This is a genomic window from Micrococcus sp. 116, assembly GCF_902506395.1.
Lineage (GTDB): Bacteria > Actinomycetota > Actinomycetes > Actinomycetales > Micrococcaceae > Micrococcus > Micrococcus luteus.
The window spans coordinates 1,060,243-1,081,487 of the sequence record NZ_LR732370.1; the positions used below are offsets into that span (position 1 = coordinate 1,060,243).

Genomic DNA, 21,245 nt, shown 5'->3' on the forward strand with positions numbered 1-21,245 from the left:
TTCGTCCCCGGGCGCCGGTGGGCCCCCGTGCGGGACGTCGCCGACTCTACCAGCGAGGCCCGCCCCACGGCGCGGATGACGCGGTGCGGGACGGGCCTCGTGACGGAGCTCTCGGCGGCTCAGGCGAGCAGTGTCGACTTGACCTGCTGCAGGCGGCCGAGCAGACCGTTGACGAACTCGGGCGAGTCGTCCGTGGACAGCTGGGCGGCCAGGGCGACGGCCTCGGAGATGGCGACGGCGTCCGGCACGTCGTCCTGGAACAGCAGCTCCCAGGCCCCCACGCGCAGGATCGCCCGGTCGACGGCGGGCATGCGGTCCAGGGACCAGCCGCGGGAGTAGGAGCTCAGGGCCTCGTCGAGCCGCTCCTGGTCCGCGATGACGCCCTCCACGAGCCGCTGGGTGTAGGCGTTCACCTGCAGGTCGGTGCTCTCGCGTCGGGTGCGGATGCCCTCCAGCGCGGTGGAGCCGCGCTGCTCGGCCTCGAACAGGATCTCCACCGCACGCTGCCGGGAGCGGCTGCGCGCCGTGGTCCCCCGCTTGGCAGCGGAGCCGGCGGAGGCCCGCTCAGTCATTGACGCGGCCGAGGTAGTCGCCGGTGCGGGTGTCGACCTTGACGCGGGTGCCCTGCTCCACGAAGAGCGGCACCTGGATCTCGGCGCCGGTCTCCACGGTGGCGGGCTTGGTGCCGGCGGACGAGCGGTCCCCCTGCAGGCCCGGCTCGGTGTAGGTGATCTCCAGGACCACGGACGCCGGCATCTCGAGGTACAGCGGCGTGCCCTCGTGCAGGGCGATGACGACCTGGGTGTTCTCGAGCATGTACTTCGCGGCGTCGCCGACCACGGCCCCGGGCACGGTGATCTGGTCGTAGTCCTTGACGTCCATGAACACGTAGTCCGCGCCGTCCTGGTAGAGGTACTGGTAGTCGGAGCGGTCGACGGTGGCGAACTCGACCTTGGCGCCGGCGTTGAAGGTCTTGTCCACGACCTTGCCCGTGGTGATGTTCTTCATCTTGGTGCGGACGAACGCGCCGCCCTTGCCCGGCTTGACGTGCTGGAACTCGGTGACGTTCCAGAGCTGGCCCTCCAGCTTCAGGACGGCGCCGTTCTTGATGTCGTTGCTCGTTGCCACGTGTGTGCTCCCGATCGGTCTCGCGGACCGTCACGGGTCCGCCTGCAGTGGGTGGGGTCTTGGATGTGCGCGGGCCAGTCTACGGGAGGCCCCGCGCGGGGCCGGGGTCAGCGGCGGCTCACTCCGCGATCTCCTGGTACGCCGCGAAGAGCAGGGACGCGTCCGGGATGTCCACGGTGGTGGGCTGCGCGAGCCCGTCCAGCAGGACGAAGCGCAGCTGGTCGCCGCGGTTCTTCTTGTCCCGGCGGATGCCCTCGAGCAGGGTCTGCCACCGGTCCCCGCGGTAGGAGACGGGCAGGCCCAGGGCTGTCAGCACCGACCAGTGCCGGTCCGCGGTGGCGTCGTCGAGCCGGCCGAGGGATCGGGCCAGCTCGGCCGCGAAGACCAGGCCCACGGACACCGCGGCTCCGTGGCGCCACTGGTAGCGCTCGGCGAGCTCGATCGCGTGCGCCATCGTGTGGCCGTAGTTCAGGGCCTCGCGGGCGCCCGACTCGCGGGGGTCGCGGGAGACGATGTCCGCCTTGACCCGGATCGAGCGCTCGATCAGCTCGCGCAGCCGCGCGGAGTGCGGGTTCTGGGCCTGGGCCGGGTCCTCCTCGATCAGGTCGAGGATCGCGGGGTCGGCGATGAAGCCGCACTTCACGACCTCGGCCAGGCCGGAGATCAGCTCGTTGGCCGGCAGGGTGAGCAGCGTGTCCAGGTCGGCCAGCACGCCGGCCGGATTGTGGAACGCCCCCACCAGGTTCTTGCCCTCGGCGGTGTTGATGCCGGTCTTGCCGCCCACCGCCGCGTCCACCATGCCCAGCAGGGTGGTGGGCATGTGCACGACGCGGATGCCGCGCAGCCACGTGGCCGCCACGAAGCCGGCCAGGTCGGACACGGCGCCGCCGCCCACGGAGACGATCGCGTCCGACCGGGTGAAGTCGTTCTGGCCGAGCACCTGCCAGCAGAACCCGGCCACCTGCAGGTGCTTGCCCTCCTCGGCGTCCGGGATCTCGGCGGTCAGTGCGGTCAGGCCCACGGCCTCGAGGTCGTTCTTGACGACGTCGCCGGTGGCCCGGAGGGCGCGCGGATGGATGACCAGCACGCGTCGGACGGTCGGGCCGAGCATGTCCGGCAGGCGCGCGAGCAGGCCCCGGCCCACCACCACGTCGTAGCCGCCGTGCACGGCCGCCTCGTGGCCACCGGCCACGGGGATGACCGTCACGTCCTCGGGTGCGGCCGGAGCGGCCACGGGCGCCGCCCCCGGGGTCTCCTGCTCGGTGCTGTCCGGCTGACGGTCCGTCATGGGTGTGACTCACTCCTTCGGGGGCGGTGGGCGTCCCCCACGATACGCCAGGCCGCCTCGGCGGCCGTCAGGCCTGTGGTGTCGAGCACGAGGTCGGCGACCTGGCGGTACAGCCCCTCGCGTTCGGCGAGGATACGCCGCCAGGTCCCGGCGGGGTCTCCGGCCAGGACGGGGCGGCCCGCGCCGCCGCCCACGCGGCGCAGCGCCTCGGCCTCTCCGACCGCGAGGTAGACGACGTCGGAGTCCGGCCCGGCCAGCGCGCGGCGGGTGCCCGGATGCAGGACGGCGCCGCCGCCGCACGAGAGGACGCATGGGGCGGGTCGGCCGAGCACATGGCCGATGACGCGGGCCTCCTCCGCCCGGAACGCGGCCTCGCCGTGCTCGGCGAAGAACTCCGGGATCGGGCCGTGGACCTGGGCGAACAGCTCGTCGGAGTCCACGAAGGGCAGCCCGGTCAGGGCGGCCAGGGCCCGGCCGACCGTCGTCTTGCCGGCCCCCATCGGGCCGACGAGGACGACCCGGCGGGCCGGGCGCGCGTCCGGGTCCTCGTCGGACGCGGCGGCCACCGTGGCCGCGGCCGTCAGGCGCGCCTCGAGGGCACCGGTCATGCCCTCCCACGGGCACACGGTGACGGGCCCGGGGACGGGACGCGTGCTCGGGTCCGGTCCCGGGGCCGGCGCGGTCCCGGGGGTGTCGGTCACGGCAGGGGGTCGCCCATCGGGCCGTCCGCCACGACGTCGGCGCCCGGCTCCGGCAGGGCGGGGACCGCGGCCTGGAACGCCTCGAGGTTGCGGCGCGTCTCGGCCACGGAGTCGCCGCCGAACTTCTCGAGCATCGCGTCGGCCAGGACGAGGGCGACCATGGCCTCGGCGACGATGCCCGCGGCGGGCACGGCCGCCACGTCGGAGCGCTGATGGTGGGCCGTGGTCTCCGCGCCCGTGGCGACGTCGACCGTGGGCAGCGCGCGCGGCACCGTGGCGATCGGCTTCATCGCGGCGCTCACGCGCAGCAGCTCGCCCGTCGACATGCCGGCCTCGATGCCGCCGGCCCGGTCGCTCGTGCGCCGGGGGCGACCGTCCGCGCCGCGGGCGATCCCGTCGTGGGCGGCGGAGCCGCGTCGGGCGGCCATGGCGAACCCGTCGCCGACCTGCACGCCCTTGATCGCCTGGATGCCCATGAGCGCCCCCGCCAGCCGCGCATCGAGGCGGCGGTCCCAGTGCACGTGGGAGCCCAGGCCGATCGGCACGCCGTACGCCAGCACCTCCACGACGCCGCCGAGGGTCTCCCCGGCGTGGTGGGCGTCGTCGACCTCGGCGACCATCGCCGCCGAGGTCTGCGGGTCGAGGCAGCGGACCGGGTCGGCGTCGAGGCGGGCCTCGTCCTCGGGGACGGGGAACGGGTGGCCCTCCGGCAGGGCGGCCTCCCCGAAGGCCACGGTGTGGGAGACGATCCGCACGCCGAGCTCGCCGAGGAAGGCGCGGGCGACGGTGCCCAGGGCCACACGGGCGGCGGTCTCACGGGCGGAGGCGCGCTCGAGGAGGGGGCGGGCCTCGTCGAAGCCGTACTTCTGCATGCCGGTCAGGTCGGCGTGGCCGGGCCGCGGGCGGGTGAGCGCCGCGTTGCGGGCCAGACCGTCGAGCTCCTCCGCGGGGACGGGATCGGCGGCCATCACCTTCTCCCACTTGGGCCATTCCGTGTTGCCCACCTGGATCGCCACGGGCGAGCCGAGGGTGCGGCCGTGGCGGACGCCGCCGAGGATCGTCACCGCGTCCTGCTCGAACTTCATGCGCGCGCCGCGCCCGTACCCCAGGCGGCGGCGCGCGAGCGCGTCCTGCACGTCCTGCGTCGTGACCGGGATCCCGGCCGGCAGTCCCTCAACGATTCCTGTGAGCGCGGGGCCGTGAGACTCCCCCGCTGTCAACCAGCGCACCATGGCGTGCAGTCTCTCACGCACGGGGCACCGCGCCGCCACGTGTGACCGGACGGGACGCACCGGATCCGGCGTTCGACGCTCAGCCGGCGGCCGGTCCCAGGGCGTCCGCCGCGGCGCGCGTCACCGCCGCCCAGTCCGGCTCGGGCATCCCGGCCGCGGCGCGGGGCCGGGCCGTGAACAGCCGGACCTGCTCGATGCCCTGGTGCAGCAGCATGGACAGCCCGGACGCCACCGGACCGCCCTCCCGGGACCAGGCGGACGCCAGCACGGAGGGCCACGGGTCGTAGGCCGCGTCCAGCAGGGGCGGCAGGGCGGCGCCGGCCGGCACGTGTGCGGCCAGGGCGTCCGCGGCGCGCGGCGGCAGGGTGGCGACGACGGCACGCAGCCCCGGCGCCCGCCGGAGCAGGTCCGCCTGGGCGAAGGTCGCCCAGCGCAGCCCGAGCGCGTCGGCCAGGGCCGTCACCTCGGCGGCGCGGGCGGGGTCGCGGACGCCGAAGAGCACCGCGTCCGCGCCGAGCGTGGCGGCGGCGAGGACGGCCGCCGTCGCGGTCCCCCCGTTCCCGAGGACGCCGACGGTCCCGCCCCGGGCGGCACGGTCGAGGCCGGCCGCGGCGAGGGCGCCGAGGATGCCGTCCACGTCCGTGTTCTCGGCGTGGACGACCCCGGGGGCGGAGGGGTGGTCGCGCACGAGGGTGTTCGCGGTGCCCAGGAGGCGGACGCGGTCGCTGACGTGCCCGGCGGCGGCGACGACCGCCCGCTTCAGCGGCATGGTGACGGAGCAGCCGAGCCAGTCCTGCCCGCGGGCCGCGGCCGCGCCGCCGTCGGCCGTGCCCGGGGCGCCGAGGTGCTCGGCCGCGAAGGCCAGCGCCTCGTCCTCGCCCAGGTCTCGGCGGCCGTAGTCGACGTCGAGGCCCAGGACCCGGTAGGCGGCCGCGTGCAGCACCGGGGAGAGCGAGTGGGCGATCGGCCGGCCCAGGACCGCCGCGCGCAGCACGGGGCGCATCAGCACACCCCCGGATTGGACGCGCAGTAGCGCTGCAGGGTGCGCACGTGCTGCTGGTGCTCCTCATAGGTGCGGGAGAACTCGGTGTGGCCGGTGCCGATGTCCGTGGTCACCCAGTAGTAGGCGTCCGTCTCGGCCGGGTCGAGGGCGGCCTCGACGGCCGCGTCGGAGGGCATGCCGATCGGACCCGGCGGCAGGCCCGGGTGCACGTACGTGTTGTAGGGGTTCGAGGCGTCCTGGCGCTGGCCCGAGGTGAAGCTGAGGCTGCGCACGCCGAGGCCGTACGTGACGGTGGCGTCGATCTGCAGGAGCCCGTGCGTCTCGGTGTTGTCCGAGGCGAGGCGGTTCTCGATGGCGCCGGCGACCTGCCGGTAGTCCTGGGGCAGGGCCTCCGCCTCGAGGATGGAGGCGATCGTGAGCACACGCTGCTGCTCGGCCGGGTCGCGGATGTCGAGGGCGTCGAGCTCGGCGAGGGTGGGCCGGATCAGGGCGTCGAGCACCTGCTCGGCGGTGGCGTCGACGGGGAGGCGGTACTCCCCCGCGTCGAGCCAGCCCTCGAGCGTGCCCGCCTCCCCGGGGACGCCGTAGCGGGTCGGGTCCTGGGCGGCGGCCTCGAGCTCCTCACGGGGCAGCCCCGTGGCCTCGGCGACGGCGTCCAGCACCTCGGTGAGTCGCCGGCCGCGCTCCACGAGCACGTAGTGCACGGCCCCGTCCGTGGCGCCCTGGAGCACCGCGAGGGCGTCGGCCGCGGGCATCCGCTCGCGCAGCACGAAGTCCCCCGAACGCACGAGACCGCTGTCCGTGTCCCGGGCAGCGCGCTCGAACGCACGGGCGGAGGCCACGATGCCGACCCGGTCCAGGCGGGCCGCCACGGAGCCCAGGTCCTCGCCCGGCTCCACCGAGAACGTCACCTCGTCGCCCTCGACGGCCGTGTGGTCGGGGCCGCTCAGGAAGCCGCGCACGATCAGCCCGACCACGACGGCGAACGCCACGAGCACCGTGCCCAGCACGAGCGCGGTCCGCCGCCGGCCGGCACCGCGGTCGACCCGCGGGGCCGGGTGGGACCCGGTGCCCCGGCGACGCAGGAACGTGCGAGGCCGGCGTGGGCCGGCCGCGTCGACCGGCTGGGACGGGGCGCCGAGATCGGCCTCGTCCGCCTCGTCGTGGACGAAGCCGAACACGTCGAGGTCGTTGTGGACGTCGGCCTCGTCGCCGAGCAGATCGTCCCAGTGGTCCTCACGCCGCGCGTGCTGGTGGTCGCCGGTCACCGGATCGGCTCCCGGTCCTGGCCGGCCCAGCGGCCGGTGCGGCGCTGCTCGTCCACGGCGGCCTGCAGGATCGCGACGGCGGCCGCCTGGTCGATCACGCCGCGGCTGTCCTTGACGGACCGGCCCGCGGCCCGCAGTCCGGCCTGCGCGGAGACCGTGCTGAGCCGCTCGTCGACGAGCCGGACCGGCACGGGGTGGCCCGCCTCGACCAGGGCGGCGGCGACGGCGTCCGCGTAGTCGAGGGCGTCCTGCGTGGACGGCGTGTGCTCGCCCCGCAGATTCACCGGCAGACCGACGTACACGGCGACGACGTCGAGCTCGCGTGCGTGGGCGACGAGCTCGTCCACGTCACGACGTCGACGCGCATCCCGCCGCAGGGTGGCCACGGGGGTGGCGATCAGGCCGTCGGGGTCGGCCGACGCGACGCCCACGCGGGCACGGCCGACGTCGACGCCGAGGGTGCGCCCCCGGCGCACGGCGTCGCTCGCCACGGCGGCCCCGTCCTGACCTGCGCTCACGTCCGCCTCAGGCCGCGCGCACCGCGGCGACGACGGCCTCGAGCGCGTCCCCGACGCGCGTGACGTCCTGGCCGCCGCCCTGGGCGACGTCGTCCTTGCCTCCGCCCCCGCCGCCGAGCACGCCGGTGGCGGTCTTGACCATGGCGCCCGCCTTGAGGCCGGCCGCGCGGGCGGCCTCGTTGGTCGCCACGACCACGAGGGGCCGGCCCTTCGCCTCGGCCGTGAGGGCCACGAGCACGGGGGTGCCCGCCGCGTTGCCGCCGGCCGACTCGATCCGGGCGCGCAGGTCCAGCGCGAGGGAACGCAGCTGGTCCCCGGCCACGTCGCCGGCGTGGTGCGCCAGCACCCGCACCGCCGTCCCGGCGGACGTCGTGACGTCCTGGGCCTGCCCGGCGAGCTGTCCGGCCTGGGCCTGCAGCGCCTGGGCCCGCAGCTCCGCGACCTGCTTCTCGGCCGCCTTGAGCCGGTCCAGGGTGGCGCCGATGCGGTCCTTGAGCTCCTCGGCCGGGGCCTTGAACATCTCCGAGAGCTCGGAGACGAGGGTGCGCTCCGCGGCGAGGTGGCGGAACGAGTCCAGGCCGACGAGCGCCTCGACGCGGCGGTTGCCCGAGCCCACGGACTGCTCGCCGAGCAGGGTCAGCGAGCCGATCTGGGCGGTGCGGCCCACGTGGGTGCCGCCGCACAGCTCGCGGGACCAGGCGCCGTCGATCTCCACGACGCGCACCCGGTCGCCGTACTTCTCGCCGAACAGGCTCATCGCGCCGAGTGCGCGCGCCTCCTCGAGGCTCATCTCCTGGGTGAGCACGGCGTGGTCGTCGCGGATGGCGATGTTCACCACGTCCTCGACCTCGGAGCGGACCCCGGCCGAGAGCGCCTCGGCCCAGCGGAAGTCGAAGCGCAGGTAGCCCTCCTTGTTGAAGGAGCCGGACTGGGTGGCCTCGGGGCCGAGGATCTGGTGCAGTGCGGCGTGCACCAGGTGGGTGCCGGAGTGGGCCTTCTCGCCGTCGAGGCGGCGCTGCAGGTCGATCGCGCCGAGGGCCTGCGCGCCGGCGGCGACCTCGCCGTCGAGGACCTTGACCCTGTGCACGGACAGCCCCTTCACGGGGGCCTGCACGTCGAGCACCTCGAGGCGGAAGCCGTCGCCGGTGATCAGGCCGGTGTCCGCGGCCTGGCCGCCGGACTCCGCGTAGAACGGCGTGGCGTCCAGGACGAGCTCGAGCTCCGTGCCGGCGCCGGCGGACGCGACCTCCTCGCCGTTCTGCAGCAGGCCGCGCACCACGGACTCGGTGGTGTGCTCGGTGTAGCCGGTGAAGTGGGTCTGGCCCTCGGCGCGCAGGCGCTGGTACACGGCGGTGTCCGTGTGGCCGGCCTTCTTGGCCTTGGCGTCCGCGCGGGCGCGGTCGCGCTGCTCGGCCATGAGGGCGCGGAACCCGGCCTCGTCCACGGCGACGCCGGCCTCCTCCGCGATCTCCAGCGTCAGCTCGATCGGGAAGCCGTAGGTGTCGTGCAGCTCGAACGCGTCCGGGCCCGCGATGCCGCCGCCCGCCGAGCGGGCCTGGCCCACCGCGGCGTCGAGGCGGGCCGTGCCCGCGGCGATGGTCCGCAGGAACGCCTTCTCCTCGGCGTAGGCGATCCGGGAGATGCGCTCGAACTCGTCCGCGACCACCGGGTAGGTGCCCTTCATCGCGTCCCGGGAGACCGGCAGCAGCTCAGGGAAAACGGGCTCGGTGACGCCCATCAGGCGCAGGGCGCGGACGACGCGGCGGATGAGGCGGCGCAGCACGTAGCCGCGGCCCTCGTTGCCGGGGCGCACGCCGTCGCTGATCAGCATCAGGGCCGAGCGCACGTGGTCGGCCACCATGCGCAGGCGGACGTCGTCGTCGTAGTGCGGGTCGGCCGGGTCCTCGGTGGAGGTGTAGGAGCGGCCGGCCAGCTGCGCGGCGCGGTCGAGCACGGGGCGGACCTGGTCCGTCTCGTACATGTTCTCCACACCCTGGAGGATCATGGCGAGCCGCTCGAGGCCGAGACCGGTGTCGATGTTCTTGTGCTCGAGCTCGCCGGCGATGTCGAAGTCGTCCTTCGAGCGCACCGCGGAGAGGCGGTACTGCATGAACACGAGGTTCCAGATCTCGATGTAGCGGGTGTCGTCCGCGGCCGGGCCGCCGTCGACGCCGTACGCGGGGCCGCGGTCGTAGAAGATCTCCGAGCAGGGGCCGCCCGGGCCGGGCTGGCCGGTGTTCCAGTAGTTGTCGTCCTTGCCCATGCGCTGGATGCGCTCGGGACGGACGCCCACGTCCTCGCGCCAGATGCGCTCGGCCTCGTCGTCCTCGCGGTACACGGTGACCCAGAGGCGCTCGGGGTCCAGGCCGAAGCCGCCGTCCTCGACCGAGGACGTCAGCAGCTCCCAGGCCATCGGGATGGCCGTCTCCTTGAAGTAGTCGCCGAAGGAGAAGTTGCCGCACATCTGGAAGAAGGTGCCGTGGCGGACGGTCTTGCCGACCTCCTCGATGTCCGCGGTGCGGATGCACTTCTGCACCGAGACGGCGCGCGGGCTCGGCGGGGTCTGCTCCCCCAGGAAGTACGGGATGAACGGGACCATGCCGGCCACCGTGAACAGCAGCGACGGATCCGGCGAGACGAGCGACGCCGACGGCACCACGCGGTGCCCCCTGGACTCGAAGAAGGCGGTCCAGCGGCGGGCGATCTCCTGGGACTTCATGCGGGGGTGTCCTTCTGCGTGGTGGTGGTCTGGGGGCGGGCGGCGCCGTGCGACGGCGGCTCCACGGTCTCCCCGGAGATGATCGGCCCCGTGTGGGGCAGGTAGGGCGCGGCCCAGGGGGCCTCGGCGCGGACGCGCTCGGCCAGGCGCCGGGCACCGTCCTGCAGGGCGGCCGCCGCGGCGTCGGCGGCGGCCTCACCGGCCTGGCGGGCCAGACGCTCCGGGTCCAGGCGGGCGGAGAACCCCGCGCGCCCCCCCGCGGAGCCAGGGTCAGACGTCGGCGCGTCGGTCGCGTCGGTGGCCGGGTGGGCACGGTCGCCGAGGGCGCGGTGTGCGAACCAGCCGGATGCGGCGCCGGCGCCGACGAGCAGCAGCGAGCGGAGCATGGCGGGGGCCTCCTTCGGACGGCAGGGATTCCGGCCCCACCTTACCGGGCGCGGCGCCGATCCCCGGCGGCGGGCCCGGGGGACGCCGCAGGCCCGGTCACCTCCGAGAGGTGACCGGGCCTGCGGGACGCGCGGGGCGCCGTCGTCCGGGACGGACCCGGCCGCGGCGGATCAGCGCGCGTAGTACTCGACCACGAGCTGCTCCTCGCAGGTCACGGGGACCTCGGAGCGCTTCGGGCGACGGGTGAGGGTGGCGCGCAGCTTGTCGATCTCCACGGTCAGGTAGCCCGGGGTGGCGGGCAGGACCTGCTGGTGGGCGCCGGCGGCGGCCAGCTGGAAGGGGACCATCTTCTCCGAGCGCTCGTGCACGTGGATCATCTGGCCCTCCTTCACGCGGAACGAGGGGACGTCCACGCGCTTGCCGTCCACCATGATGTGGCGGTGCACGACGAGCTGACGGGCCTGCTGGATGGTGCGGGCGAAGCCGGCGCGCAGCACGAGGGCGTCGAGGCGCTGCTCGAGGAGCTCGACCAGGTTCTCACCGGTCAGGCCGGCGGTGCGCTTGGCCTCCTCGAAGTAGCGGCGCATCTGGGCCTCGCGGATGTTGTACTGGGCGCGCAGACGCTGCTTCTCCTTGAGGCGCACCGCGTAGTCCGAGTCCTGCTTGCGGCGGGCGCGGCCGTGCTGGCCGGGGCCGTACGGACGACGCTCCATGTACTTCTCGGCCTTGGGGGTCAGCGCGATGCCCAGGGCGCGGGAGTGCCGCACGGTGCGGCGGGTGCGAAGGTTGCCACTCATGGTGGACCTGCCTTTCCTTGACGTGCGGCACGGTTCGGGTTTGTCTCGAGGTCTCGTCCGCGCGCCGGGGCACACGGGTCAAGGGGACTCGAACCTGGCCTCCCCGCGATCCTGAGGAGAGCTGAGGGGCGTGCCGCCGCCCGTCATCCACTGATGCGCTGCGCGTCCCTCGACCGGGCACGCGGGTGTCCCGTGGACCGTTCGAGGGGGATGCGTCCGGGGCGCAGCGCCTGCCAGACCGGTCCACCTTACCAGAGCGACGACGACGGGGCGGGCCGGGGCTCAGGCGCGCGGCGTGGCCGCGGTGCCGGGGTCCGCGCCGAGGAGCTGACCGGCCTGGTCCAGGTGGGAGGCCTCGACCAGCACGTCGTACGACTCGGCCTCCATGGTCTGCAGGGACGTGAAGTCGCGCCTGCCGCCGGTGGCCGCGTGGCCGATCGCCCCGAAGACCGCCCCCCACAGGGCGCCCAGGCCCAGGGAGATCAGCAGGATCCAGAGGAACCCGAAGCCGGGGGCGAAGATCGAGAAGAGCAGGCCGAGCAGGAGGCCGAACCACAGGCCCTGCAGCCCGCCGCGGACGGCGGCCTTGCCGGTGGTCATCCGGCCCAGGACCTGCTCCACGGAGCGCAGCCCGGTGCCCACGATGCGCACGCGCTCCACGGGGAACCCGGCGTCGGAGAGCTGGTCCACGAGGGCCTGGGCCTCGGCGTAGGCCGGGACGGAGCGCAGGATGCGGTAGTCGGCCTGCGGGAGGGCGGGGCCGCCGGCGCCGGGGCGGCCGTACGGGGCCGGCTGCTGCGCGGCGGTGTGCTGGGGGGTGGACTGCTGCGGAGTGGACTGGGTCATGGGGGCGGCTCCTTCTGTTCCTTCTGTGCGTCGGTGGTGCATGGGGGCGCGAGCGGGCGAGGAGTCGGCGGGCCGACGTCGACCGCCCCGCTCATCCCTGGACAACCGGTGATCCGGGCGTCTTTATTCCGCGCGGCCGCCCGAGGCGTCCGCCCTCGGGCCCGGCGCGCGCTCAGTCGCCGCGGATGATCCGGCGCAGCGCGGCCACCTGCTCGGTGAGCCGCTTCTCGTGTCCGATGGGCTTGGGCCGGTAATAGTCCCTCCCGACCAGGGGGTCCGGCGCGTACTGCTGACGGGCGACGGCGTGCGGCTCGTCGTGGCTGTAGACGTAGCCCTGGCCGTGGCCGAGGGCCGCCGCGCCGGGGTAGTGCGCGTCCCGCAGGTGCGCCGGCACCGCGCCCGTGTGGCCGGCCCGCACGTCCGCGATCGCCTCGTTCACGGCGGTGTAGCTCGCGTTGGACTTCGGCGCGGTGGCCAGATGCGTCACGGCCTGCGCCAGGATGATGCGTCCCTCCGGCATGCCGATCAGCTGCACGGCCTGGGCGGCGGCCACGGCGGTCTGCAGCGCGGTCGGGTCGGCCATGCCCACGTCCTCGGACGCGGAGATGATCAGCCGCCGGGCGATGAACCGGGGGTCCTCCCCCGCCTCCAGCATCCGGGCGAGGTAGTGCATCGACGCGTCCACGTCCGAGCCGCGGATGGACTTGATGAAGGCACTGATCACGTCGTAGTGCTGGTCGCCGTCCTTGTCGTAGCGCTGGACGTGGTGGTCCATCGCCTGCGCGGCGTCCTCCTCCGTGACCGCGACGGCGCCCTCCCCCGCCCGGCCGGCCTCGCGCGCCTTGTCCAGGGCGACGCCGGCCGCGGCCTCCAGCACCGTGAGCGCCCGCCTCGCGTCGCCGCCGGCCATCCGCACCAGGTAGTCCCGCGCGTCGTCCTGGAGCACCACGGCGCCGTTGAGCCCGCGCTCCTGGGTCACGGCACGGTCCAGCAGCCCGACGATGTCGTCGTCCGTGAGGGGACGCAGCGTGAGCAGCAGCGACCGGGAGAGCAGGGGTGCGATCACGGAGAAGGACGGGTTCTCCGTGGTCGCGGCCACCAGCACGACCCAGCGGTTCTCGACGCCCGGCAGCAGCGCGTCCTGCTGCGCCTTGGAGAAGCGGTGGATCTCATCGAGGAACAGGACGGTGGTGCGCCCGTAGAGGTCCCGTTCGCGCTGGGCCTGCTCCATCACCTGCCGCACGTCCTTCACACCGGCCGTGATCGCGGACAGCTCCGTGAACGTGCGCCCGGGGGCGCGGGCGATCACGTGGGCCAGCGTCGTCTTGCCGATGCCCGGAGGCCCGTAGAGGATGACCGAGCTCGGTCCCGCGGCGGAGTCCGGATCGGGCTCAGCGAGCTTGCGCAGCGGGGAGCCCGGCCGCATGAGGTGCCGCTGGCCCAGCACGTCATCCAGCGTGCGCGGGCGCATGCGCACGGCCAGCGGTGCGCCGGGGTGCGGGGCGGCCACGGTGCCGGCCGGGCCGTCGTCGTCGGCCCCGTTGTGCGCGGCGCTGAAGAGGTCGTCCATCGGGTCCAGGGTAGTCCTCGGCCCGCGGGCGCGTGGGTGGCATCCTGGCCGCATGAGCCCCGCCGCCCCGCGCGCCGACCACACCCATGTCCTGCTGCTGCGCGGGATCAACGTGGGCCGGAGCAACCGTGTCGGGAAGGACACGCTGATCCGCTGGGCCCAGGCCGCCGGCGGGGAGGCGGTCACCACCCACCTGGCCAGCGGCAACGTCCTGTTCCGGGCGTCCTCCGACGCGGCCGCGGAGGGCGTGCGGCAGGGGTTCGCGCGACGGGCGCGTGAGGAGGGCGGCCTCGACGTCCCCGTGGTCGTCGTGGACGTGGGCACGCTCCGGCGCGCCCTGGAGCTGCACGACGCGCTCCCCTGGGCCGGCGGCGAGCCGAAACGCACGCAGCTCACCGTGCTCGAGGACGACCCCGCACCCGAGGCGGCCGCCGCCCTGGCCGCGCTCGACCACGGGGACGACCGACCCGCGGGGCCGGATCGCACGGCCCTGGAGGGACGGCTGCTGTGGATGCGCTGCGCCGCGGGGGTCGCCGACTCCCCGCTCACTCCGGCCCGCCTCGACCGGGCGCTCGGGGTGCGCGGCACGGCCCGGAACCTCACGACGGTGCGGGTGCTCGCGGGGCTGCCGAGCGAGGACTGACCTCGGCGGACGGCACGCGGGGCGTCCGGGGCGTCGACACCCGCGGGACACCGCGCGCTGGCCGGGACGTCACGGACCGTTCACATCCGTGCGATGGGGTGACCCCGTCCTCCGCCTCCCTGCCCTGACTGGAGCATCCATGCCTCGCCTCGCACGCCTCGCCACGGCCGTCACCGCCGCGACCCTGTCCACGGCCTTCCTCGCCCCGGCCTCCCTCAGCGCGCCCGCCCCGCACTCGGCCACGGCCCAGCGCGCCGCCATCGCCGCCAACCCGTCCGGCAAGAGCATCGAGCTCACCCGCGCCGGCACCCACGAGACCGGCGTGTTCGGCGAGTCCGCCGCCGAGATCCCGGCCTTCGACGCGGTCTCCGGCCGCCTGTTCGTGGTGAATGCGCAGCGCGGCGCCGTCGACGTCATGCGCCTGGGCGCCGACGCCGCCCCCGTGGCCGAGCGGACCCTCTCCGCCGAGGGCCTGCGCACCGCGGACGGCTCCGTCACGGACAAGGGCGCCACGGTGAACTCCGTCGCTGTCTCCGGCGGTGTGATGGCCGTCGCCGTCGAGGCCGCCGAGAAGACCGACCACGGCTGGGTCGTGTTCTTCGACACCACCACCCTGCGCTACCTCGGCGGCGTGCGGGTGGGTGCCCTGCCGGACTCGCTGGCCTTCTCCCCGAACGGGGCGTACGTGGTGGTCGCCAACGAGGGCGAACCGGCCGACGACTTCTCCGTCGACCCGGAGGGCACGATCTCCGTGGTCTCCGTACCGAAGAACGCCCGGCAGTTCTCCCGCCTGACCCAGGACGCGGTGCGCACCGTGGACTTCCGCGCCTACGACGCCGGCACCGCCCTGCCCGCCGGCGTGCGCGTCTCCGGCCCCGATATGGCGGTGCCCGCCGGTCACGAGCCCGCCGGTCGGGTGGCTCGCAACCTCGAGCCGGAGTACGTCACCGTCGACCCGACCGGACGCACCGCCTACGTGTCCGTGCAGGAGGCCAACGCCGTCGCCGTCGTGGACCTGAAGTCCGCCACGCTGGAGGACCTCTGGGCGCTGACGCCCACCGATTGGTCCACCGAGGGCGTGCTGGACGCCTCGGACAAGGACGGCGGCATCGAGCTGGGCCACTGGCCGGTCGACGGCCTGCCCATGCCCGACGGCATCGACACGTACCGCTGGCGCGGTCAGAACCTGGTCGTCACCGCCAACGAGGGTGACGGGCGGGAGTGGGGCGACTTCAACGACTCCGAGCGCGTCAGCGACCTGGACCTGTGCGCCGCCGAGTTCCCGGGGGCCAAGGCCCTGCAGAAGAAGGATGCCCTGGGCCGCCTGAAGGTGCTCACCGACCTCGGCTACGACTCTGAGCGCGAGTGCCACTCCTCCCTGACCACACTGGGCGGCCGGTCCTTCTCCATCTACACCGCGGACGGCACCCGCCTGTTCGACTCCGCCGGCATGATCGAGGAGCAGATCGCCCGGCTCGTGGCCGCCGGCGAGCTGCCGGAGCACGCGTTCAACGCGAACAACGACGAGACCCCGTCCGGGGACTCCCGTTCGGATGACAAGGGCCCCGAGCCCGAGTCCGTGGTGGTGGGCACGATCCAGGGCCGCACCTACGCGTTCGTGGGCCTCGAGCGCATCGGCGGCGTGGTGGTCTTCGACATCACCGACCCGCGGAACGCCACCTACGTGGACTACGTCAACGACCGTGACTGGGATGCCGCGGGCGACGACGCCACGGCCGGCCTGGGTGACATGGGCGCCGAGGGCCTGACCTTCGTGCCGGCCGACGAGTCCCCCTCCGGCACCGCCCTGCTGATCGTCGCCAACGAGGTCTCCGGCTCGACCACCGTGTACGAGGTGAATCCGACCCGTCGTCAGTGATCCGCTGACGCGGACCGGTTCCGGGCGCGTTGCAGAATGGCTGCATGAGAGCCGTTCTGCAACGCGCCCGTTCCGCGTCCGTGACCGTCGACGGCAAAGTCGTCGGCTCCTTCGAGGGCGAGGGGCTGGTGATCCTGCTCGGCGTGACCGTCGACGACACCGAGGCCGAGGCCGTCCAGGTGGCCCGCAAGGTGGCCGGGCTCCGCATGCTCGACGGCGAGCGGTCCCTCACCGACGCCGGTGCCCCGGCGCTCGTCGTCAGCCAGTTCACGCTGTACGGCGACGTGCGGAAGGGCCGGCGGCCGTCCTGGACGCGCGCGGCGAAGGGCAACCAGGCCGAGCCGCTCTACGAGCGGTTCACGGCCGAGCTCGAGGCCGCCGGCGTGCGCGTGGAGCGCGGGGTGTTCGGCGCGAAGATGGACGTCTCCCTCACCAACTCCGGGCCGTTCACGCTGATCGTGGACTCGGACGAGCTGGCCGGTCCGCGGCGCGGCTGAGGCGGGCCCGCCGCGGACCCGGATCAGGCCTCCGGCTCGGCCTCGGCCTGCTTCGGCTCCGGCTGCGCGTCGACGCCGGCCTCCTTGCGCTGCTGGGCGGTGATGGGCGCCGGTGCGGCCGTCAGCGGGTCGAAGCCGCCGCCGGTCTTCGGGAACGCGATGACCTCGCGGATCGAGTCGGTGCCGGCCAGCAGGGCGACCACGCGGTCCCAGCCGAACGCGATGCCGCCGTGCGGCGGGGCGCCGTACTTGAAGCCCTCGAGCAGGAAGCCGAACTTCTCGTTCGCCTCCTCCGGGGACAAGCCCATGACCTCGAACACGCGCTCCTGCACGTCCCGACGGTGGATGCGGATGGAACCGCCGCCGATCTCGTTGCCGTTGCACACGATGTCGTACGCATACGCCAGGGCCGCGCCCGGGTCGGTGTCGAAGGTGTCCGCGAACTCCGGCTTGGGCGAGGTGAACGCGTGGTGCACGGCGGTCCAGGCGCCCGCACCCACGGCGACGTCGCCCGAGGCCACGGCGTCGGCCGCCGGCTCGAACATCGGCGCGTCCACGACCCACACGAACGCCCAGTCGGCGTCCTTCGCGGCCACGCCGTCACCGGCATCGGTGAACAGCCCGCAGCGACGGCCGATCTCCACGCGGGCCGCACCCAGCAGCGCGCGGGACTCCTTCGGCTTCCCGGCGGCGAAGAACACGCAGTCGCCCGGGTTCGCGCCCACGGCGGCGGCCAGCCCGGCCTTCTCCTCCTCGGAGATGTTCTTGGACACCGGGCCGGTCAGCTCGCCGTCCTCCTGGATGAGCACGTAGGCCAGGCCCTTGGCGCCGCGCTGCTTGGCCCACTCCTGCCACGCGTCGAGGGTGCGGCGGGCCTGGGAGGCGCCGCCCGGCATCACGACGGCGCCCACGTACTCGTTCTGGAACACGCGGAACGGGGTGTCCTTGAAGTACTCGGTCAGGTCCGTCAGCTCGAGGCCGAAGCGCAGGTCCGGCTTGTCCGAGCCGTACTTCTCCATCGCCTCGGCGTAGGTCATGCGGCGGATCGGCGTCGGCACGTCCACGCCCACGAGGGCCCACAGGGCCTTGACGATCTTCTCGCCGAGGGCGATCACGTCATCCTGCTCCACGAAGGAGGCCTCGATGTCCAGCTGGGTGAACTCGGGCTGACGGTCCGCGCGGAAGTCCTCGTCGCGGTAGCAGCGGGCGATCTGGTAGTACTTCTCGATCCCGCCCACCTGCAGCAGCTGCTTGAACAGCTGCGGCGACTGCGGCAGGGCGTACCAGGAGCCGGGAGCCAGGCGGGCCGGGACGAGGAAGTCGCGGGCGCCCTCCGGCGTCGAGCGCGTGAGAGTCGGGGTCTCGACCTCCACGAAGCCCTCGCCGTGCAGCAGCTCGCGCGCCGTCCGGTTGACCTCGGAGCGCAGGCGCATGATGCGCGAGGGCTGCGGGCGGCGCAGGTCCAGGTAGCGGTGGCGCAGCCGGGCCTCCTCGCCGACCTCCACGTGCTCGTCCACCTGGAACGGCAGCGCGGCGGCGGTGTTGAGCACCGTCACGGTCTCCGCGATCAGCTCGATCTCGCCGGAGGGCAGGTTCGGGTTCTCGTTGCCCTCGGGGCGGCGCTCGACCGTGCCGGTGACCTGCAGAACCCACTCGTTGCGCAGCGGGTCGAAGTCCGCCTCGTCCCGCACCACAACCTGGGCGAAGCCCGAGGCGTCGCGCAGGTCCACGAAGGCCACGCCGCCGTGGTCTCGCCGCCGCGCCACCCAGCCGGTGACGGTGACGGTCTGGCCGATGAGCGAGGCGTTGAGCTCGCCGAGGGAGTGGGTGCGCAGCACGAGGATCCTCTCCGTCCGGTCGCCGGACGATGTGCGGGGTTCATGTGATGGTCGACGCCGTGTGATACGCCTGCGGGGCGGGCGCGCGCCGTTCCCGTCAGTCTAGTGCCCCGTCCACACTGCCCCAGCCCAGGAGGACCCCGTCATGACCGCCGCCCTGCAGCGCCGCCTGACCCTGCTCCACGCCGTCGCGATCGGCCTCGGCTCGATGATCGGCGCGGGCGTGTTCACCGCGATCGGCCTGGCGGCCGCGCTCACCGGCGGCCACCCCGGCCTGCTGTACGGGGCCCTGGCGGTCGCGGCCGTCGCGGCCCTGTGCAACGCCCTGTCCACGGCGCAGCTGGCCACCGTCCACCCCGAGTCCGGCGGCGCCTACGTCTACGGCCGGCGGCAGCTGCACCCGTGGGCCGGCTTCGTCGCCGGCTGGGGCTTCGTCACGGGCAAGACCGCGTCGGTGGCCGCGATGGCGGCCACCCTCGGCCTGTACCTCTTCCCCGACGACGCCGCCGCGGCCCGGTGGACGGGCGTGGCCGCCGTCGTCGTGCTCACCGGGGTGGCGATGGCGGGCGTGACGCGGACCGCGCAGGCGACGTTGGCGATCCTCGTGCCCGTGCTCGCCGTGCTCGTGTTGGCCATCGGCGCAGGCCTGGCGCGCGAGGCCCCCGGGGGCTCGGCCGCGGCGCTCGGCGTCGACTCCCCCGTGCAGGGCGTGCTCATGGGCGCGGGCGTCCTGTTCTTCGCGTTCGCCGGCTACGCGCGCGTGGCCACCATGGGTGAGGAGGTCATCGACCCCGCACGCACGATCCCGCGCGCCATCCTGATCGCCCTCGCCGTGACCGTGGCGCTGTACCTGCTGCTCGCCACGGCGCTGATCTCGGGCCTCGGGACCTCCGGGCTGGCCCGGTCCCCGGCGCCCGTGCGCGACCTGCTCGAGACCGCCCTGGGCTCCGGCTGGGGCTGGGTGGCGGTGGCCGGCGCCGCCCTCGCCGCGGCCGGGGCCATGCTCAACCTGCTGACGGGCATCTCCCGCACCGCCCTGGCCATGGCCCGCGAGTCCGACCTGCCCCGCCCCCTGGCACGGGTCCATGCGGGGACCGGCACGCCGTGGACGGCTCAGCTGACGGTGGCCGCGGCCGTGATCCTGCTCCTGCTCACCACGGACATCCTCACCGTGGTGGGCTTCAGCTCGTTCGGCGTGCTCGTCTACTACGCGGTGGCGAACCTGTCCGCCCTGACCCTGCGCGGGGACGACGACGGCCGCCGCCCGGCCCGGCCGCGCCCGCTGCGCCCGCTGCGCGTGCCCCGCGCCGTCAACGTCCTCGGCCTGGCCCTGTGCCTGCTGCTCGCCCTCAGCCTGCCGCCGATGTCCGTGGCCGCGATGGCGGGCGTGTTCCTGATCGGGGTGGGCGGGCGCGCGTTCGTGCGGGCCGGGCGCCGGGGCCGGTGAACCGACGCGCGGACGGGTGTCGGCGTCGCGCGCCGGGGCCGGCGCAGCGGTCCGCCCGCTCAGTCCTGCGCGCGGGCGACCTGCGGCAGCAGGTCCTCGGCCGGCGGGGTCCAGTCGGCCGGGTCCGCGGCGTGCTGCTCGCCGGAGCGGATGTCCTTGACCTCGTGGACCCGCGCGCCGGCATCGTCCCGGCCCATGAACCAGACGAACGGGATGCCGCGGCGATCCGCGTACTTGATCTGCTTGCCGAACTTCTCCGCGGACACCGCGACCTCCGCGGGGATGCCGCGCTGTCGCAGCAGGGCCGCGACGTCCTGGGCCTCGGACCAGTCCTCGTCCGCCGTCAGCGCCACGTACACCGCGGTCGGCACGGAGCGGGAGGCCACGGCCATCTGCTGGGACAGCATGCGCATCACCAGCCGCGTCACGCCGATGGACAGCCCGACACCGGGGAACACGCGGTTCCCCTTGGACGCGAGCGCGTCGTAGCGGCCGCCCGAGCAGATCGAGCCGAGCTGCTCGTGGCCCACCAGGACGGTCTCGTAGACGGTGCCCGTGTAGTAGTCCAGGCCGCGCGCGATGGACAGGTCCGCCACGGCGCGCCCGGGGGCGCGGCGGTGCAGGGTGGCGACGACGTCGGCCAGCTCGGTCAGCCCCTCCTCGAGCAGCTCGTGGGTCACCCCCAGGGCGCGGACCCGCTCGACGAACGAGGCGTCCGACGTGCGGATGTCCGCCAGGGCCAGCGCCTGCGCAGCCTGCTCGGGGCTCGCGCCGACCTCCTCCTGGAGCAGCCGCGCGACCTCCTCCGGGCCGACCTTCTCCAGCTTGTCGATGCTGCGCAGCACGCCGGCGGTGTCCTCCAGGCCGATGCCCCGGTAGAAGCCCTCGGCGAGCTTGCGGTTGTTCACGCGGATGAGGAAGTCGCCGATCGGCAGGGCGCCGAGCGCCTCGGCCATCACGAGTGCGACGTCGGCGTCGTACCGGGGCGAGAGGGCGCCGTCGCCGACGACGTCGATGTCCGCCTGGGTGAACTCGCGGGCGCGGCCCTCCTGAGGGCGCTCCCCGCGCCAGACCTTCTGCATCTGGTAGCGACGGAAGGGGAAGGCGAGGTGGCCGGCGTTCTCCACGACGTAGCGGGCGAACGGCACGGTGAGGTCGAAGTGCAGGGCCAGGCGCTTGGGGTCGGCCGGGTCCTTGGGATCGCGCCGGCCCGCGGCGACCTCCTCGTCCTCGGCCAGGCGGGAGACCGCGTAGACCTCCTTGTCCACCTCGCCCTTGCGCAGCAGCTGGCCCAGGGTCTCCACGGCACGGGTCTCGATGCCGGCGAACCCGTGCAGCTCGAAGGTCCGCCGCAGCGTGTCGAGCACGTGCTGCTCCACGAGCCGCTCGGCGGGCAGCCACTCGTGGAAACCGGACAGGGAGGCCTTGCGGGACATGGCGATCCTTCGAGACGACGACGGCGGGGACGCGCGACGGTCCCCCGC

Annotated in this window: 19 protein-coding genes; 4 read left to right on the top strand and 15 right to left on the bottom strand. The window is 74.3% G+C overall.

Annotated features, from left to right (window positions below; translation table 11 throughout):
* Positions 1-119: 119 nt before the first annotated feature.
* The 13 genes from nusB to CITRIK5_RS05015 form a co-directional block, all read right to left on the bottom strand.
* Positions 120-572 (bottom strand): transcription antitermination factor NusB, encoded by a 453-nt coding sequence (gene nusB / locus CITRIK5_RS04955; protein WP_136939977.1) that lies wholly within the window; start codon positions 570-572, stop codon positions 120-122.
* Positions 565-1,128: an elongation factor P gene (gene efp / locus CITRIK5_RS04960; protein WP_002857030.1), complete on the bottom strand. Its 564-nt coding sequence runs from the start codon at positions 1,126-1,128 to the stop codon at positions 565-567. Before efp ends, nusB begins: the two co-directional genes overlap by 8 nt.
* 118 nt (positions 1,129-1,246) lie before the next feature.
* Positions 1,247-2,416 carry a 3-dehydroquinate synthase gene (gene aroB / locus CITRIK5_RS04965; RefSeq protein ID WP_095346497.1) on the bottom strand — a complete coding sequence of 390 codons (1,170 nt, stop codon included), beginning with the start codon at positions 2,414-2,416 and terminating at the stop codon, positions 1,247-1,249.
* Positions 2,413-3,024, bottom strand: a complete 612-nt coding sequence (locus CITRIK5_RS04970; protein ID WP_267899369.1) for a shikimate kinase — start codon at positions 3,022-3,024, stop codon at positions 2,413-2,415. Before CITRIK5_RS04970 ends, aroB begins: the two co-directional genes overlap by 4 nt.
* Positions 3,025-3,113: 89 nt before the next feature.
* A complete protein-coding gene (aroC, locus tag CITRIK5_RS04975; protein WP_134377128.1) occupies positions 3,114-4,349 on the bottom strand; it encodes a chorismate synthase in 1,236 nt (411 codons plus the stop codon).
* 79 nt (positions 4,350-4,428) lie between these two features.
* The gene (locus CITRIK5_RS04980) at positions 4,429-5,352 is read right to left on the bottom strand and encodes a shikimate dehydrogenase (protein ID WP_159833713.1); all 924 of its coding nucleotides are present in this window, start codon (positions 5,350-5,352) and stop codon (positions 4,429-4,431) included.
* Complete coding sequence (gene mltG, locus CITRIK5_RS04985; RefSeq protein WP_159833177.1) at positions 5,352-6,620, bottom strand: endolytic transglycosylase MltG; 1,269 nt, start codon at positions 6,618-6,620, stop codon at positions 5,352-5,354. Before mltG ends, CITRIK5_RS04980 begins: the two co-directional genes overlap by 1 nt.
* On the bottom strand, positions 6,617-7,138 hold the full coding sequence (gene ruvX / locus CITRIK5_RS04990; RefSeq protein ID WP_159833179.1) for a Holliday junction resolvase RuvX: 522 nt from the start codon (positions 7,136-7,138) through the stop codon (positions 6,617-6,619). Before ruvX ends, mltG begins: the two co-directional genes overlap by 4 nt.
* 7 nt (positions 7,139-7,145) lie before the next feature.
* The gene (alaS, locus tag CITRIK5_RS04995; protein WP_159833181.1) at positions 7,146-9,857 is read right to left on the bottom strand and encodes an alanine--tRNA ligase; all 2,712 of its coding nucleotides are present in this window, start codon (positions 9,855-9,857) and stop codon (positions 7,146-7,148) included.
* Complete coding sequence (locus tag CITRIK5_RS05000; RefSeq protein ID WP_020621562.1) at positions 9,854-10,243, bottom strand: hypothetical protein; 390 nt, start codon at positions 10,241-10,243, stop codon at positions 9,854-9,856. Before CITRIK5_RS05000 ends, alaS begins: the two co-directional genes overlap by 4 nt.
* A 171-nt stretch (positions 10,244-10,414) precedes the next feature.
* Positions 10,415-11,041 (bottom strand): 30S ribosomal protein S4, encoded by a 627-nt coding sequence (gene rpsD / locus CITRIK5_RS05005; protein ID WP_036313685.1) that lies wholly within the window; start codon positions 11,039-11,041, stop codon positions 10,415-10,417.
* A gap of 282 nt (positions 11,042-11,323) precedes the next feature.
* Positions 11,324-11,887: a general stress protein gene (locus CITRIK5_RS05010; protein WP_020621560.1), complete on the bottom strand. Its 564-nt coding sequence runs from the start codon at positions 11,885-11,887 to the stop codon at positions 11,324-11,326.
* Between the two features lie 172 nt (positions 11,888-12,059).
* A complete protein-coding gene (locus CITRIK5_RS05015) occupies positions 12,060-13,457 on the bottom strand; it encodes a replication-associated recombination protein A (protein WP_041103678.1) in 1,398 nt (465 codons plus the stop codon).
* Between the two features lie 52 nt (positions 13,458-13,509).
* Between CITRIK5_RS05015 and CITRIK5_RS05020 the strand changes: the two genes are divergently transcribed.
* The 3 genes from CITRIK5_RS05020 (at position 13,510) to dtd (ending at position 16,476) form a co-directional block, all read left to right on the top strand.
* Positions 13,510-14,100, top strand: a complete 591-nt coding sequence (locus CITRIK5_RS05020; RefSeq protein WP_159833183.1) for a DUF1697 domain-containing protein — start codon at positions 13,510-13,512, stop codon at positions 14,098-14,100.
* A 139-nt stretch (positions 14,101-14,239) separates the two neighbouring features.
* Positions 14,240-15,979, top strand: coding sequence for a choice-of-anchor I family protein (locus CITRIK5_RS05025; protein WP_044659817.1), 1,740 nt, complete (start codon positions 14,240-14,242; stop codon positions 15,977-15,979).
* Positions 15,980-16,023: 44 nt separating this feature from the next.
* Positions 16,024-16,476, top strand: a complete 453-nt coding sequence (gene dtd, locus CITRIK5_RS05030; protein ID WP_044659818.1) for a D-aminoacyl-tRNA deacylase — start codon at positions 16,024-16,026, stop codon at positions 16,474-16,476.
* Positions 16,477-16,499: 23 nt separating this feature from the next.
* Here the strand turns inward: dtd and aspS are convergent, their stop codons facing one another.
* Positions 16,500-18,314 carry an aspartate--tRNA ligase gene (gene aspS / locus CITRIK5_RS05035; RefSeq protein ID WP_136939975.1) on the bottom strand — a complete coding sequence of 605 codons (1,815 nt, stop codon included), beginning with the start codon at positions 18,312-18,314 and terminating at the stop codon, positions 16,500-16,502.
* Positions 18,315-18,459: 145 nt separating this feature from the next.
* Here aspS and CITRIK5_RS05040 point away from each other — a divergent pair, with 145 nt between their 5' ends.
* Entirely contained in the window at positions 18,460-19,761 is a 1,302-nt protein-coding gene (locus CITRIK5_RS05040) for an APC family permease (protein ID WP_060973791.1), read from the top strand.
* A 59-nt stretch (positions 19,762-19,820) separates the two neighbouring features.
* Here the strand turns inward: CITRIK5_RS05040 and hisS are convergent, their stop codons facing one another.
* Positions 19,821-21,197 carry a histidine--tRNA ligase gene (hisS, locus tag CITRIK5_RS05045; protein ID WP_095694636.1) on the bottom strand — a complete coding sequence of 459 codons (1,377 nt, stop codon included), beginning with the start codon at positions 21,195-21,197 and terminating at the stop codon, positions 19,821-19,823.
* Between the last annotated feature and the right edge of the window lie 48 nt (positions 21,198-21,245).